14 protein-coding genes are annotated in these 15,023 nt (G+C 56.1%); 4 read left to right on the top strand and 10 right to left on the bottom strand.

From position 1 onward, the window contains the following. Positions 1-29 precede the first annotated feature (29 nt). Positions 30-1,604, bottom strand: a complete 1,575-nt coding sequence (locus ACRTGH_RS06695) for an AAA family ATPase (protein WP_368846652.1) — start codon at positions 1,602-1,604, stop codon at positions 30-32. A gap of 46 nt (positions 1,605-1,650) precedes the next feature. Continuing rightward, positions 1,651-2,994, bottom strand: a complete 1,344-nt coding sequence (locus tag ACRTGH_RS06690; protein WP_438474085.1) for a replication-associated recombination protein A — start codon at positions 2,992-2,994, stop codon at positions 1,651-1,653. A 254-nt stretch (positions 2,995-3,248) separates the two neighbouring features. On the opposite strand from ACRTGH_RS06690, the gene ACRTGH_RS06685 reads away from it, so the two are divergent. Then, positions 3,249-4,487, top strand: a complete 1,239-nt coding sequence (locus ACRTGH_RS06685) for a bacteriohemerythrin (RefSeq protein WP_368846653.1) — start codon at positions 3,249-3,251, stop codon at positions 4,485-4,487. A 104-nt stretch (positions 4,488-4,591) separates the two neighbouring features. Here the strand turns inward: ACRTGH_RS06685 and hcp are convergent, their stop codons facing one another. The 5 genes from hcp to ACRTGH_RS06660 form a co-directional block, all read right to left on the bottom strand. Then, entirely contained in the window at positions 4,592-6,229 is a 1,638-nt protein-coding gene (hcp, locus tag ACRTGH_RS06680) for a hydroxylamine reductase (RefSeq protein WP_368846654.1), read from the bottom strand. Between the two features lie 327 nt (positions 6,230-6,556). After that, positions 6,557-7,420 (bottom strand): RpnC/YadD family protein, encoded by an 864-nt coding sequence (locus tag ACRTGH_RS06675; RefSeq protein ID WP_368846655.1) that lies wholly within the window; start codon positions 7,418-7,420, stop codon positions 6,557-6,559. A 115-nt stretch (positions 7,421-7,535) separates the two neighbouring features. After that, positions 7,536-8,963 carry a putative porin gene (locus ACRTGH_RS06670; RefSeq protein WP_368846656.1) on the bottom strand — a complete coding sequence of 476 codons (1,428 nt, stop codon included), beginning with the start codon at positions 8,961-8,963 and terminating at the stop codon, positions 7,536-7,538. Positions 8,964-9,206: 243 nt separating this feature from the next. Next, entirely contained in the window at positions 9,207-10,643 is a 1,437-nt protein-coding gene (locus tag ACRTGH_RS06665; RefSeq protein WP_368846657.1) for a putative porin, read from the bottom strand. Positions 10,644-10,833: 190 nt separating this feature from the next. Next, a complete protein-coding gene (locus tag ACRTGH_RS06660; RefSeq protein WP_368846658.1) occupies positions 10,834-11,379 on the bottom strand; it encodes an NYN domain-containing protein in 546 nt (181 codons plus the stop codon). A 218-nt stretch (positions 11,380-11,597) separates the two neighbouring features. Between ACRTGH_RS06660 and ACRTGH_RS06655 the strand changes: the two genes are divergently transcribed. The 3 genes from ACRTGH_RS06655 to ACRTGH_RS06645 all read left to right on the top strand — a co-directional run bounded on the left by ACRTGH_RS06655 (position 11,598) and on the right by ACRTGH_RS06645 (position 12,461). Next, complete coding sequence (locus ACRTGH_RS06655; RefSeq protein WP_368846659.1) at positions 11,598-11,945, top strand: type II toxin-antitoxin system RelE/ParE family toxin; 348 nt, start codon at positions 11,598-11,600, stop codon at positions 11,943-11,945. A gap of 6 nt (positions 11,946-11,951) precedes the next feature. After that, complete coding sequence (locus ACRTGH_RS06650; RefSeq protein WP_368846660.1) at positions 11,952-12,224, top strand: helix-turn-helix domain-containing protein; 273 nt, start codon at positions 11,952-11,954, stop codon at positions 12,222-12,224. A 114-nt stretch (positions 12,225-12,338) separates the two neighbouring features. Further along, positions 12,339-12,461 carry a hypothetical protein gene (locus ACRTGH_RS06645; protein WP_368846661.1) on the top strand — a complete coding sequence of 41 codons (123 nt, stop codon included), beginning with the start codon at positions 12,339-12,341 and terminating at the stop codon, positions 12,459-12,461. Here ACRTGH_RS06645 and ACRTGH_RS06640 read toward each other — a convergent pair. The 3 genes from ACRTGH_RS06640 to ACRTGH_RS06630 form a co-directional block, all read right to left on the bottom strand. Further along, a complete protein-coding gene (locus ACRTGH_RS06640) occupies positions 12,456-13,211 on the bottom strand; it encodes a TSUP family transporter (RefSeq protein WP_368846662.1) in 756 nt (251 codons plus the stop codon). The two genes, ACRTGH_RS06645 and ACRTGH_RS06640, sit on opposite strands and share 6 nt — an antisense overlap. Before the next feature lie 112 nt (positions 13,212-13,323). Next, positions 13,324-13,803, bottom strand: a complete 480-nt coding sequence (rlmH, locus tag ACRTGH_RS06635; protein WP_368846663.1) for a 23S rRNA (pseudouridine(1915)-N(3))-methyltransferase RlmH — start codon at positions 13,801-13,803, stop codon at positions 13,324-13,326. Beyond that, positions 13,800-14,915: a S1C family serine protease gene (locus tag ACRTGH_RS06630; RefSeq protein WP_368846664.1), complete on the bottom strand. Its 1,116-nt coding sequence runs from the start codon at positions 14,913-14,915 to the stop codon at positions 13,800-13,802. Before ACRTGH_RS06630 ends, rlmH begins: the two co-directional genes overlap by 4 nt. Positions 14,916-15,023: the final 108 nt, after the last annotated feature.

Raw genomic sequence — 15,023 nt, 5'->3', positions numbered from 1 at the left:
TTTGTGCAGGGCAGCCTTTTGTCGCTTCTTTATTTTACCAGTTCTTCAATCTCTGCACTGTGCCTGCGCGTCTTCTTGTCGTAACTTATGCCGACGAGCAGAATTCTCCCCACATAAGACGCCAATGCTTCGCCGTACCTTTTTTCCTTGATTTGAGAGATTGCCGCCCTTGCGCCCTTGTCCCACTTGAGCTCGATGACAACCGCCGCACGCCCGGGATACGCCGGACGAGGCAGCAGTACGAGGTCGGCGAATCCTTTGCCGAGCGGCAACTCGCGCACAAGCTGATAGAAGCGCCGCGCACTGTAAAGAGCAAGGAAAAGCGTATAGGCGAGAGCATTTTCATCGTTGTACTGTAAATAGCTCGTTTCGAGATGCGCCCGCTCCACAGCCTCCGCTACAGCAGGCGCATCCTTCGCGGCAATCGCCTCCAAGAGCGCGTCAGACTCCTGCAGCGCACGGCGCACGGCCTCCCATGCTTCCCCCTGTTTCGTCGCGTTGACATACTCGCTGAGAATCTCGTTGTTCGGCACAAAGACCTCTTCCGTTGTCTTGTCATAGCCAAGATATCCCAGATGCACGAGAAGTGTCATCACGTCATCGGCCGATGTAAAGGTCGTCATATCATTGGCGAAGTTCCCTACGGCAATCCTCTGCCTGCCGCCACCCATCATGCGGATGACAGCATCGCGCAGACCGCCTTGGTTCAAGTCGATATAGACCTTCAGCGCCTCATACGTTTCCGTCCTGTTCCAATAGTTACCATAGCCGCGCGAGAGCATCGCCTCAACGACGCTCTTGGGATTGTACACAGAGCCGGATTCGGCGAAATGGTAGCCGTCGTACCAGGCACGGCATTCCGCAAAATCCATGGCGTAGCGCGTGCACAATGCCTTCACCTCGTCCTCCGTAAAACCGACGAAAGGCGCGAACTGGCGCGGATTCTCCATGGAAAACTCCATGAACATGTTGAGCGCGGAATGTGTGCCGTACTTCTTGATCGGCAGGATTCCCGTCATATATGCGAGGCCGATGTACGCTTTATCCTTGAGCCAATCGCGCAGGAAGTCAAGATACTGCCGCTGCGCCGCCATATTTTGCGGGTATTCACGAAAAATACAGTCCCATTCGTCGATGACGATGACGAAGAAGCGTCGGGTGTGCTGATGGATTGTCTCCATTACATTGCGTAAATTATTCTTGCGAAAGTATGTAAAATCCGGATATTCTTTCAATAATTCCCAGAGCACGGCTTCCTGCAAAAAAGCAAGAAATTCCTCTATACTATCCGTTTCGCTCAGGAATTCCTGCATATTAAGACGGATGACGTCGCTGTTGTTTAGGTGCGTCGCAAAGCTCTCCGCCGCTTCAACGGCAAGCCCTGCAAAAAGCGCGGCGCCGTCAACGGTGCGATCGTAGTAGGCACAGAGCATATCCGCCGCCATCGTCTTACCAAAACGCCGCGGGCGACTCACGCACAGATACTTCTGCTGGCTTTTGAAACGACGATTCGTCTGCTCGATCAACCCCGTCTTGTCCACATAAATTTCCGAATTCAACGATTGCTCAAACATCCCCGAACCGGGATTAAGATAAATACCCATGGCCTTCCCCCCTATATAGAAGCGCCGCGCGTCCTCCGCACCGCCGCTACTTCGCGCCATGCTCCTTCTTCCATCGCTTGATGTCCGCAAGCCGCGCCTTGAAGCGGGCTTCCAGCCCCTCCTCGGTCGGTTCGTAGTAGACCCTTCCCAGAAGATCGTCGGGCAGGCACTGCATGTTCGTGAGCTTTTCCTTCGCATTGTGCGCGTACTGGTAGCCCTTACCATAGCCCTCGTCCTTCATGAGCTGCGTCACGGCATTTCGGATCACGAGCGGCACGGGCTCGGCGAGGCGCTCCGTCGCGTCGGCTCTCGCCTTGAGGTAGGCGGTTTCCATCGCATTCGACTTCGGCGCGAGCGCCATGTAAACAGCTGCCTGCGTCAGATGCACCGAGCACTCAGGCATGCCGATGAAGTGGCACGCCTGGTACGCAGCAACGGCAAGCTCCAGTGCACGCGGGTCGGCAAGCCCCACATCCTCGCTCGCAAAGCGCACGATGCGCCGCGCGATGTACAAGGGATCCTCACCCGCCTCCAACATGCGTGCGAGCCAATAGACTGCCGCATCGGCATCGGAGTTGCGCATCGACTTGTGCAGCGCCGAAATCAGATTGTAATGCTCCTCGCCCTTCTTATCGTAAAGAAGCGACTTCTTCGCCAAACACTGCTCCACCGTCTCCGGCGTGACCTTGAGCGCGCCGTTCTCCATCTCTCCGTTCAGCACGACGATTTCCAGCGTCGAAAGCGCCGTGCGCGCGTCGCCGTTGGCGAACGCGGCGAGCGCTTCCAAAAGGTCGTCCGCGATCTCCACCCTCTGATTGCCGAAACCCTCGGGAGCTGTGAGCGCACGGCGCAGCAAACCCAGAATATCCACCTTCTGCAGGGCCTTGAGCACGAAGACGCGGCAGCGCGAGAGAAGTGCGCTGTTGATCTCAAAGGACGGGTTCTCCGTCGTCGCGCCGATGAGGATGATGCTTCCCTTTTCCACAAAGGGCAGAAACGCATCCTGCTGCGCCTTGTTGAAGCGATGAATCTCATCGACGAAGAGGATCGTGCGCTCTCCGTACGCCGTGTTCTTCTCCGCCTCCTGCATGACCGTGCGGATCTCCTTGATGCCGCTCGTCACCGCCGAAAAATCAATAAAGCGCGCCTTCGTCTCCCCCGCGATGATGCGCGCGAGCGTCGTCTTGCCGACGCCCGGCGGCCCCCAGAATATCATGGAAAAAATCTTATCCTCTGCAATAAGGCGCGAGAGCATCTTTCCCTTGCCCACGAGATGCTGCTGCCCCACATAGTCCGCCAATGACCTCGGCCGCATACGCGCCGCCAACGGCAGATCGACCTCACGCCGGAAAAGTGAATCCTGCTCCAATGCTTTCCCTCCTCTGCCCATGTTCCCTGACAAATATATTATAGCATAGCCGGCAGATCCATGGGAAAAATGCCGTTGTGCCGCCACAGGCGCAGTCCATGCGCCCTGCATCATCAAGAACAAAGCCGCGCCGTTTCTGTGCTGCAGAACTTTCTCTAGGTCAAAAGACAGGATTAAGACAAACTTCCTAAAACCCGATATAGATAAGAAGATGTATATTACGCTTAGGGAGATATTGCATTCACCAGCATTTCCCTAAAAACGGAGGCACAAAAATGTACCGTTTCCTAGAAAATTTTGAAACAGGCATCCCCTTTATCGACAACGGCCATCGCCGCCTTCTCGCCGATATGGAAGAGGCGCGCCAGGCTCTCGATGAAAACCACGAGGACGATTTTCACCGCATGAGCGCACAGCTCCTCGACACCATGCAAGAGCATATCGCCAAGCAGCATATATACGAGGAGGAAATCATGGGCATGTCCCATGACCCTGAGCTTGCGGAGCAAAAGGAGGCGCACGCGCACTTCCGCACGGTCATCGATCAGCACAGGACCTCCCTGAACTGGCAAAACGATTACGAAGAACTTACCGCGCTCATGAACTTTCTCAACGAATGGTTCCTGCAGCACATCCTCTCAAGCGACATGCTGATTGCCAGCGCACAGAAGAAAGCCAAGGCGGCCGCCATGGAAGCCAAGGCCAAGGCGGCCAAGGCAGCCAAAGCAGCAGAGCGCGAGACGCCGCATGCTTCCGACAGCGCGGCGACAGCAGTCGCGCCCACAGCGAACACAGCCGATGCCGAAGAAAGCCGCGCTGAAGCGCCGGAGGAAACGCCCGCCCCCAAGAGGAAACCCGCCCCCGCACGCAGGAAAGCTGCCGCAGCAGGAGAAAGCGGCGCGGACGGAACGGCCCCCACGCCAAAGGCAGAAAAGCAAAAAAAGACCGCCGCCAAAGCTGCGCCAAAGGCAAAAGCTGCAGCGGCAAAGAAACCTGCAACAGAAACGTCGGAAAGCACGCCCCCGAAAAACGTTCCCCAGCCCGGCAAGCCCGCAAAAGCTGCCGTCATCAAGAAAAAATCCGCGCCCGCCGATCCCTTCGCCTTCACCGACGAATTTCGCACGCAGATTCCGCTTGTCGACAAGGAGCACGAAACGCTTTTCGACTTGGTGCGCCAGACCTACGAGCTCGTGCATGACGAATTCCGCATCGATAAATTCGACGACATCGTCGCGATTATCGGCGAACTGCGCGACTACACGATCAAACACTTCGCTGATGAAGAACGCTACATGAAGAGCATCAACTACGACGGTCTGGCCGAGCAAGTGAAAGCCCACACCGCTTTCGTCGAACAGCTGAACAATATCGACCTCGACGATATCGACGCCCACCAGGAGGAAGCCCTCGACAAACTCATCAAGTTCCTCCTCAACTGGCTCGTGCAGCACATCCTGAAGATTGACAAGAAGATGCCCTATATCGAGGAAGCGGCCTTAAATCTGACGGAATAACACGATCGATCACCTAGTCACATACACAAAACGGGCTTCTCCTGCTTTTTCTGCAAGAGAAGCCCGTTCCTTATTTTATCATCTTGCCTGGGCACACACGATGCTCAGCCGATCATGCTCTTGATATCGCTCTCGACATCCGTGATGCCGCCGATGCCGAAGGTTTCGACGAGCACGTTTGCGACATTCGGCGAGAGGAATGCCGGCAGCGTCGGCCCGAGGTGGATGTTCTTTACACCGAGATGCAGCAGTGCGAGAAGGACAATGACCGCCTTCTGCTCGTACCAGGCGATGTTGTAGACAATCGGCAGCTCGTTCACATCGGCGAGCCCAAACACTTCCTTGAGCTTCAGCGCGATGAGCGCCAGAGAGTAGGAATCGTTGCACTGGCCCGCATCGAGAACACGCGGGATGCCGCCGATGTCGCCGAGATCGAGCTTGATGTACTTGTACTTCGCGCAGCCTGCCGTCAGAATGACCGTGTCCTTCGGCAAAGCTTCTGCAAACTCGCGGTAGTAGCTGCGCGTCTTATGACGGCCATCGCAGCCGCCCATGACGATGAACTTCTTGATCGCACCCGACTTCACGGCATCGACGACCTTATCGGCGAGCGCGAAGACCTGCTCATGCGCAAAACCGCCGACGATCTCACCCTGCTCCAGCTCCTTGGGCGGCTCACACTTCTTCGCCAGCTCAATGACAGCGGAGAAATCCTTCCTGCCGTCCTTCTCCTCTATGTGCGGACAGCCGGGGAAGCCGACGGCGGCCGTCGTGAAGATGCGATCCTGATAGCTCGCCTTCGGCGGCACAATGCAGTTCGTCGTCATGAGGATCGGGCCGTTGAACGCCTCGAACTCTTCCTTCTGCTGCCACCAGGCATTGCCGTAGTTGCCCGCGAAATGCGCGTACTTCTTGAACGCCGGATAGTAATGCGCCGGCAGCATCTCGCCGTGCGTATAGACATCGACGCCCGTGCCTTCCGTCTGATCGAGCAGCGCCTTCAAATCCTTGAGGTCGTGACCCGAAATCAGGATGCCCGGATTCCTGCGCACGCCGAGAGCGACCTTCGTGATTTCCGGATGACCGTACGTCTCCGTGTTCGCCTTATCGAGAAGAGCCATGACGGCAACGCCGTACTTGCCCGTCTCCAGCACAAGAGCCGTGAGATCGTCGCCCGAAAGGCTGTCATCCAAAAGCTGTGCCAAAGCCTTCTGCATAAAGGCGTCGACCGCCTCATCGCGATAGTCGAGCACATTCGCATGATGGTTGTACGCCGCCATGCCCTTGAGCCCATACGTGGCAAGTTCCCTGAGACTGCGTACGTCCTCGTTTTCCGTCGCGAGAACGCCGACATCCGCCGATGCCGCCTTCGCCTGAAACTCGCTGCGCGCGCCGTGCCAGAGCGCCGCCGCCGGCAGATTCGCGCGATCGTCCAGCTCCTGCAGGAGCTGGGCCTTCATGCGCAGCGTTTCCTCGATGGCCGCAGCAATCGCTTCCTCATCAAAATTTGCATTTGTAATCGTGATGAAAAGATTCAGCGTCACACGGTCATCGATCGACACAGCCACCGGCTTTCCGGCCTCTCGCAGCGCCGTCGATACAGAAGAAAGCCCCTTCGTCACATAAATCAGCAAATCCTGAAGCCCCGCGACCTCCGGCTTCTTGCCGCAAACGCCCACCTGAGTGCATCCCTTGCAGCCCGCCGTTTCCTGACACTGGAAGCAAAACATCTTGTTCTCCATATATACCGCCCTTTCTCTTTTGCAAAATCATTTGGGAACCGACTTCACAGTTCCTCGCGACAACGCTATCATAACAAAGCAAAAAAGCATCTGCGGTAATACTTGTTACCAAAAAGAGCAAGATTGCGACAAAATCCAAAGATGTGCTGAATTAGGATGAAGCGCGTCGGCTTGGCAGCAAATTTTCCAATTGATCCAAGAGACAAATTCTCCGCATAGCGCAGCTATGCGGAGAAAAAAATTGCCAAGACGGCGGGCTGAATTGAGCATCACTTCCCTAAGGCCAGAAAAATTCAACTGAACGATTCTCTTTTCCCCTCTCCTGCCTCAAAGCAAACTGTGCAGGCGGCCGATCTCTCTGACTTTCTCAAGCGGCAATTCCGCAGCATCCGCAATGGTTTCCAGCGGCTGCTTTTGCTTGAGCAGCCCCAGAACAACCATGACTCTCCCTTGCTCAAGGCCTCGCTCACGCCCCTGTTCACGGATGGCATCTTCGTATTCCTGTTGGTTCCATTCAAAGTTTACCATATCGACAACCTCCCTCTCGTGCACTTTTAGGAACTCTTCCATGATGCCGTGTTCTTCACAATAGCGAATGGCCTCCCGTATAGCTTTGCTGCGCTCCATTCCTGCCGCAATGTTTTCCTTGACGCGGCTGATGAAGAAGCTGTAGTCATGCAGCGAGCGGCTCTTTTTGAGCAGCTTCCTGCCGCTTTTATACGCGATATTATGGCAGGTCACGGTAAGTTCCAGACTGCTTTCCGCCCCAGACTCCAAATAGGCGTCGGAAAGCCTCATCTGCCATCTTTCCGGCAATTCCGTATCCGCCGTGAAGAATACATGGAACTCCGGTGCAGGAAGCCCGATCCGTTTTTTCATATAAAGCTGCTTGGCAGACACAGCCTTGCGGAACTGCTCGCATACGTAATAGAGGCAGCGCAGTGGCATATTTTCGTTCTCCGTACTTTGATGCTCGATCAGAATCAGATGACGCCCCGACAGCAGGAAAGACACATCATTTTTCACCTGTGAGAGGAATGTTCCTTCCAATGTCACGATCTTTACATCTTCTTCGCTCGCATACGTACATTCATGAAGCGCACCCGCCACTTCCCGCAGCCGTGCGGCATTGTCGAAGTACATCCGAAACACGGTGTCCTGGTATTTCTTCCCTTTGTTTTCCTCACCCATAAGTTCTCCTCTAGCCGCACAGCAGCAAGTCTCTGTTTTCTCCATTATACCATAGACTTTCCCGGAGAGGCAAAAAAGAACCCCCGCAGATGCGGGGGTTCTTACCAGAGTCAAATTAGAAGAAGTACTCGAGACGGCCGAACAGCTTGCTGACGCCGTTGTCCCTGTGATGGGTACCATCCTCGATGTCGCGGATCCTGTTGCCGCTGAAGAAGAGGAGCGTGCCCATGACGTTCTTCGCGAAGACGTACTGACCGCCGATCTCCCAGCCCTTTTCGCCCCAGCTTGCGCCGTCGAACGTCGGGTTGATGGCAGCGCCCTGGCCGACATAACGGTATGCCGCATAGAGACCGTAGGTGCGCGCATTCTCAGGCTCTGCACCCTTGAAGTCGAGCTGGACGTTCCAAGCATGGTTGCTGTAGCCGCGATGATCCGGCTCTTCCTTGCTGACATCCTTGAGGTAGTAGCGCGTGTCCTCGAAGCCCGTGTTGTTCCAGTAGCCGGCGCTGGCCTTGAAGTTGTCGTCGAACTGATAGCTGCCGCCGATGCCCCAGATGGACTGCGTCTTGCCGTCATCGTTGTTGTAGCGCTTGAAGATCTGGCTGTGCGTGAGGCGGTAGTACTCGCCGGCGACGCTGATCTTGTCCGTCGGCTTCCACGTGAGGTTCAAGCCCCAAATCGTGCCCGTCTTCTGGTCAACCGTGAAGCCATTGTCCTTCATCCAACCGCCAACATCATCACCCATCTTCGTGTCCGAAAGATCGATGCGGCCAGCCGTCAGCGTACCCGTGAACTTCTGGTCGGCACCGACGACGACCTGTGCGCCCGTAATATTGTCATCAAGAACCATGCCCTGCTCCGTGAAGACCGGAAGCAAACCGGCATTGATGTCCGTGACGCCATAGTGGCCGGCAGCATAGGCACGCTTGAGCGTGACCTTGGCATCCGTATCCTCATGGTTCTTCGATGCCCACTTCTTATCGGCCGGGTTGTCCTTGTCGATATCAACCGTGGCATCGACACGAGCCATGACCTTCCAGTGATCATTGACCGTAGCCTCAGGCTCGAGGCGGAACAGAAGCTCGTTCTGGCGTTCATCCTGAGGCGCACCATGATTGTTCGGGAAACGATCACCGCTCTCGAAGTTGTGCTTGTAGTACGTATACTGCAGTTCGCCCGTCCACTTCACATTGTCGATCTTCGACTCGAGGTTCGAGACGCGGACACCGAGGTTGTTGAGCTCTTCGCTGAACTCAGCGGCGAGCTTGTCGATCATGGCCTTCTGCTGTGCATTGGCCTGATCTTCCTTCGCCATGGCCTTGGCGACCATCTGCGCCATCTCATAGCGCGTGATCTCGTTCTGGCCGCGGTACGTGCCGTCGCCGTAGCCCTCGATGATGCCGTCGTCAGCGAGCTGCGCAACAGCGTCATAGGCCCAATGGTCGGCCGGAACATCGCTGAACGGGTTGGCCGCAGCGAACGTCGTGGAGGCTGCACCGACAACAAGCGCCGTCGTGAGAGCCGCAGTGAGAGTCTTTTTCATCAGAAACTCCTCCTTAAAAAGTTTGAATAAATTTCGGCTGAACCGAAGAAGGAGGAGCGGTTTTCCAGAGTGTCCATGTTTCCTCTTGGTTCGCTCTTTCTCAATCGGTTCTTGTCCAGAATAGCATAAGTGAATTTAAAATGCAAGCCTTATTTTGCTAATATATTTTATGTTTTCGATGAGAATTTCATGAGAAAAAAGGAACCCCCGCGATGCGGGGATTCCTTTTTCGGCAAAACCTTATCAGAAGAAGTATTCGAGACGGCCGAACATCGTGTTGACGCCGTTGTCCTTATGATGGGTACCATCCTCGATGTCGCGAATCCTGTTGCCGCTGAAGAAGAGGAGCGTGCCCATGACGTTCTTCGCGAAGACGTACTGGCCGCCGATCTCCCAGCCCTTCTGGCCCCAAGCTGCGCCATTGAAGGTCGGCTCGATGACAGCGCCCTGCCCAAGATAGCGGTACGCCGCATAGAGACCGTAGGTGCGCGCATTCTGCGGCTGCGCCCCCTTATAGTCGAGCTGGACGTTCCAGGCATGGTTGCTGTAGCCGCGATGCTCCGGCGTCTCCTTGCTGACGCCCTCAAGGTAGTAGCGCGTATCCTCGAAGCCCGTGTTATTCCAGTAGCCGGCGCTGGCCTTGAAGTTGTCGTCGAACTTGTAGCTGGCGCCGATGCCCCAGATGGACTGCGTCTTGCCGTCATTGTTGTTGTAGCGCTTGAAAATCTGGCTGTGCGTAAGACGGTAGTACTCGCCGGCAACGCTGACCTTGTCCGTCGGCTTCCATGTGAGGTTCAAGCCCCAGATCGTGCCCGTGGACTGGTCGACCACACCCGCACCAGCTTTGCCCTTCTTCTGTGCGTCAATCATCCAGCTGCCCATAGCTGCGCCCATGGACGTATCCGAAAGATCGATACGACCTGCCGTCAGCGTGCCCGTGAACTTCTGGTCGGCACCGACGACGACCTGCGCACCCGTAATATCGCTGTCGAAAAGCACGCCCTGCTCCGTCGTGAGCGGAATCAGGCCGGCATTGATGTCCGTGATGCCATAGTGGCCGGCAGCATAAGCGCGCTTCAAGGTAAGCTTACGATCCGTATTGCTATGGTTCTTTTTAGCGCCCCAGCCCTTGTTATTGCTGGCATCATTATCCTTGTCCATATCCGTGGAAGCGTCGATACGAGCCTTGACCTTCCAGTGGTCGTTGACCGTTGCTACCGTATTCATGCGGAACAAAAGCGCGTTCTTGCGCTTGTCTTTCGCACGCTCCTGGCCCTCGTAGTTTGATTTCTTGTAGTCGTAGCGCAGTATGCCCGTCCACTTCACATTGTCGATCTTCGACTCGAGGTTCGAGACGCGGACACCGAGGTTGTTGAGCTCTTCGCTGAACTCAGCGGCGAGCTTGTCGATCATAGCCTTCTGCTGTGCATTGGCCTGATCTTCCTTCGCCATGGCCTTCGCGACCATCTGCGCCATCTCATAGCGCGTGATCTCGTTCTGGCCGCGGTACGTGCCGTCGCCGTAGCCCTCGATGATGCCGTCGTCAGCGAGCTGCGCAACAGCGTCATAGGCCCAATGGTCGCTCGGGACGTCGCTGAACGGGTTGGCCGCAGCGAACGTCGTGGAAGCTGCACCGACGACAAGCGCCGTCGTGAGAGCCGCCGTAAGAGTTTTTTTCACTAGAAACTCCTCCTTAAAGATATAAAATATTTTTGAGCGAACTGAAAATTGAGGAGCCCCTGAGTTTCCATGTTTCCTCGGTTCCCCATTTCCAATTCCTTCCCGATAATACCACAAAGAAAAACGAATGGCAAATAAAAATCACTGTTTTTTCCTTAAATTATTCCTAAAACGAATCCATGCCTTGCGTTTATGCCTTGATCCGTGCAATCCATTTCTGATCGACCACGGTAGCGACGTCGACAGCCTGCACGAGTTCACGGTGCGTCGAGTGGCCGCCGTGGAAAAGCTCGACGACGACGCCCTCGTTCTTCGCGATCTGGACGGCCGGCAGCATATCCGAATCCCCCGTCATCAAGAGCGCGTGGCGAATCAGTCGCTTCGTGCTCAGCGTCACAAGGTCGATGGCGAGCATGACGTCGACGCGCTTCTGTTCGAAGAACACATGGCCCAGCTCGTCGTGGCGCTTTTCCAGCCGCCCAAATTTGCACTCGAACTGCGGCAGGCGCTGCAGATACTCGTGAAAGCTCTGCTGTTTCATCTGCCGTTCCTTCTCTTCCTCCGTCGGAACCGCGCTCATATAGGCCTTGCAGTCGTAATAATACGTGCGCAGGAGACCGTTCGGCCCGCACATGGCTTTCACCAGCTTCTGGTAATTGATCTTCGGCTTCCCCAGGTTGCCGAGCAAGTTCTGTAAATACCCCGCATCAATAAAACATGCAGTATCGTTTCTCACTATAAAACTCCTCTTCTGCAAAAGACAAAATAAAGGCCTAATTCCGCGAAAGAATCAGGCCGGCTTGCACTCAGCGGGAATGCAAGGGTTATTAATTGGCTTCCATAATATAGCAAGGCGATGCAGTTTGTCAAGCCCGCAGCCGCAGCTTTATTTCCTATCGTCCTGCTTGCCGCACTCCCTCCTCGGGTGTATAATATATCAAAAAAGGAATAACCATGGACATCGAATTCTACAAAACAGAAACCGGCAACATTCCCGTCCAAGAATTTCTCGACTCGCTCGACATTCCCATGAGACAGAAAATGCTTCGCTCGATAAAGGCTTTGCAGGACATGGGCATTTCGCTGAGGATGCCCTATTCAGAAGCTTTGGGCGACGGCATGTTTGAGCTGCGCGCGCAAGCCGGCAGCAACATCAGCCGTGTCTTTTATTTCTTCTTTTTCGGCAACAAGGCCGTACTGACACACGGCTTTATCAAAAAGACGCAAAAAATTCCCCCAAGGGAACTTGAGCGAGCCAAGGAAATGCGCCGAAAATATTTGACACTTCATAAGGGAAGGTGAAGCACCATGGACGACCTCGACAGATATCTCGACGAACAATTGAAAAACCCGGAATTCAAAAAAGAGTGGGAAGCACATGAGCTCGAATATCAGCTGACAATGCTGCTCCTGAAAGAGCGCCGCCGGCAGCGCCTGACGCAGACAGAACTGGCGACGCGCTCCGGCCTCCGCCAATCCAACATCAGCCGGATCGAAAAGGGGCAGGCATCGCCGACACTATCCACACTGAACAAGATTGCGTATGGACTCGGCAAAAAGATTCAGATCCGGTTTGTTTGAACCGTCTTAACGAATTACAGCCCCAAACCCCTTCCGAACGAACACCCGCCTCTTTCCCCAGTCTAAGTTCATCCGAACGAACGTCGGCTGCGGAAAGAGGCGGACTTTTTGTGCTTGCCCAAACTGGTTCTCGGCGTATCGGGCGTCGTGCAAATGCGTCAGGTCAAAGCCCCATTGCTCAAAGTACGCGCCGACGCCCAGCGGGCAGACGATCTTCCGAATCTCGGTTTCTCATGACAAGAGATCGAAGAGCTGCTTGCCGATGAGCACCGTCGTCACGATGATGAAGAGGGGGCGCACATACGAAGCGCCTTTCCGGATGGCAAGCCGCGAGCCGCACCATGCCCCGACGATCATCGAAAGCCCCATGGGAAGCGCATAGGCAAAGTCAACGAGGCCAAAGTGCGCAAAGAGCAGAACCGCCGCCAAATTGCTCGCGAAGTTCAGCGCACGCGCATTGGCCGCCGCGCCGAGGAAGTCGAAGCCCACGAGGAGGAAGGCGAAAAGCATGAAAGAGCCCGTCCCCGGCCCGAAAAAGCCGTCGTAGAAGCCGAAGGAGAAGGCGACCAGCGCGGAGAGCAGGAGCACGCGCCGTCCCATGCCATGGTACTTGTTCTCGCGTCCCCAGTCGCGGCGGAAGATGCTGTAGAGCAGGACGAGCATGAGCATGACGACGACGAGCGGCCGCAGAAAATCCGGCGGCACCTCGCGGACGACGAGCACGCCTGCCGCCGAACCCAGAAGCGTGATCGGGAAGAGGATGCGGACCAGCTTCAGATCCACTTTGCCGCTCCGCACGAAAGAAACAAAGCTCGTGCAGGCGCCCATGACGGCCGCCGCCTTATTCGTGCCGAGCACCACGAGCAGCGGCAGCCCCGTCATCATCAGCGCAGGGATGGAGATGAGCCCGCCGCCGCCGACAACGGCGTCGATAAACGCCGCAAAAAATCCCATGCCGCAAATGAAGAACAGCATCTCCAGCCCCATAAGCCATAGCCCCTTCCCAAATTTTCCCTTGCCTTCGATTATACTATATCCTCAGGGCGATGTCACATAAAAAGCGTGCGGGTATACGTACAGCGTACATATACCCGCAATTTCACCAATGATATTTTTCCCCGCGGTTGATCTTGAAAGCGCGGTATATTTGCTCATAGAGCAGGAGCCGCACCATCTGGTGCGTGAACGTCAGACGCGAGAAGGAAAGGCGCATGTCGGCGCGCTTTCGCACCTCGTCGGAAAGGCCGAACGCCCCGCCGATCAAAAACGTGAGATCGCTCTGCCCCTGAAGCGCAAGCGCGGCCATTTTCTCTGCAAGCTGTTCCGAGGACAACAGATCGCCTGCCACATCGAGAACGATGAGCGTCCCCCTTTCCGGCACAAGGCGAAGGAGACGCCGGCCTTCATCCGCCAACGCCTCCTTCTGTTCCGCCTGCGACGGCTTTTCTGCCAAGCGCGCCTCGGGGATTTCCAAAAGCTCCAGCGAAGCGTAAGGACGCAGACGTTTTTCATACTCCGCGACCCCTTCGCGCAGATACTTTTCCTTGAGCTTTCCCACGGCAGCAATGCGTATCTTCATCGATTATCCTGCGGCATTTCCTGCAGCGTTGCCGTCACGGTTTGCTTCTTGCCGTTGCGCTCGATGACGATCTGCACCTTGTCGCCCACCTTGTGGTCAGCAACGGCCGCCCTGAGATCCGCCACGGTGTTCGTCTCCGTGCCATCGATCTTCAGGATCAGATCGCCGCGCTCGATGCCCGCCTGATATGCCGGGCCGTTCAGCTCCATATGCTCGACATAGACGCCCTTGTCCGCATTGAGCGTATAGCCGGCGCGCGCGGCCGTCTGCTTGTCGAAGATGCCGACGCCGAGATAGGGACGCACGACATAGCCGTGCTTCAGCAGCTGGTCGATGACCTCCTGCACCGTATTGATGGGGATGGAAAAAGCGATGCCCTCCACGCCGCTCGCCGCAATCTTCGCGCTGTTGATGCCGATGACCTCGCCGTCCGCATTGACAAGCGCACCGCCCGAATTGCCGGGGCTGATGGCCGCATCCGTCTGGATGAGCTTCAAGCGGCGCTCGCTGATGTCAAGCGTCCGGTTCAAGGCGCTGATGACGCCTGCCGTCACAGAGCCTTGGAACTCGAGGCCCAGCGGATTGCCGATGGCGATTGCCGGCTCGCCGACCACGAGATCGTCCGAGTTGCCGAACTTCGCCGTCGGCAAACCCGTGGCCTCGACCTTGACGACGGCGATATCCGTCAGTTCATCCGCACCGATGAGCTTGCCCTTGAAGGTGCGCCCGTCAGCAAGAGAAACCGTGATTTCCTTCGCTCCCTGCACCACATGGTTATTCGTGACGACATAACCGTCGCTCCGGAAGATGACGCCCGAGCCGACGCCCTCCTTCTCGACAGGCATATTGAACCAGTCGCGTACCACGGCTTTGTTCGTAATGCCGACGACCGCCGGCCCCACCGACTTCGCCACGCGAACCGCCGGCGTATTGCGCGCCTCGGAAAGGGGCTTCGTGCTCGCTGCCTGCTCCTTCGCGAGGTCGGCCGCAATGGAGTTCTCCTTGCCTGTCGCGTCGCTGTCCGAACAGCCTGCCAGAAGCACTGTGCCAACGACAAATACCCCCAGCAGCCCGGAAAGAATCGTCTTTTTCCTGCTCCAAAAACCTGTCATGCTGATCCCTCCTCAATCGCGGGGCCACGGCCTCCTGCACCCATGCGTCAGGGGCGTCCCCGCCGTAAAGCCATTATATCACGGATTGTCCCTTTGGCAAGGGGGCGA

The organism is Selenomonas oralis (assembly GCF_051603425.1).
GTDB classification, from domain to species: Bacteria; Bacillota; Negativicutes; order Selenomonadales; family Selenomonadaceae; genus Selenomonas; species Selenomonas sputigena_A.
This window is presented reverse-complemented; position numbering and strand designations above follow the sequence as displayed.

Excerpts from the sequence above, each read along its gene's own strand:
- ACRTGH_RS06695 (WP_368846652.1), bottom strand. The coding sequence starts at position 1,604 with ATGGGTATTTATCTTAATCCCGGTTCGGGGATGTTTGAGCAATCGTTG.
- ACRTGH_RS06690 (WP_438474085.1), bottom strand. The coding sequence starts at position 2,994 with ATGGGCAGAGGAGGGAAAGCATTGGAGCAGGATTCACTTTTCCGGCGT.
- ACRTGH_RS06685 (WP_368846653.1), top strand. The coding sequence starts at position 3,249 with ATGTACCGTTTCCTAGAAAATTTTGAAACAGGCATCCCCTTTATCGAC.
- hcp (WP_368846654.1), bottom strand. The coding sequence starts at position 6,229 with ATGGAGAACAAGATGTTTTGCTTCCAGTGTCAGGAAACGGCGGGCTGC.
- ACRTGH_RS06675 (WP_368846655.1), bottom strand. The coding sequence starts at position 7,420 with ATGGGTGAGGAAAACAAAGGGAAGAAATACCAGGACACCGTGTTTCGG.
- ACRTGH_RS06670 (WP_368846656.1), bottom strand. The coding sequence starts at position 8,963 with ATGAAAAAGACTCTCACTGCGGCTCTCACGACGGCGCTTGTTGTCGGT.
- ACRTGH_RS06655 (WP_368846659.1), top strand. The coding sequence starts at position 11,598 with ATGGACATCGAATTCTACAAAACAGAAACCGGCAACATTCCCGTCCAA.
- ACRTGH_RS06650 (WP_368846660.1), top strand. The coding sequence starts at position 11,952 with ATGGACGACCTCGACAGATATCTCGACGAACAATTGAAAAACCCGGAA.
- ACRTGH_RS06640 (WP_368846662.1), bottom strand. The coding sequence starts at position 13,211 with ATGGGGCTGGAGATGCTGTTCTTCATTTGCGGCATGGGATTTTTTGCG.
- rlmH (WP_368846663.1), bottom strand. The coding sequence starts at position 13,803 with ATGAAGATACGCATTGCTGCCGTGGGAAAGCTCAAGGAAAAGTATCTG.
- ACRTGH_RS06630 (WP_368846664.1), bottom strand. The coding sequence starts at position 14,915 with ATGACAGGTTTTTGGAGCAGGAAAAAGACGATTCTTTCCGGGCTGCTG.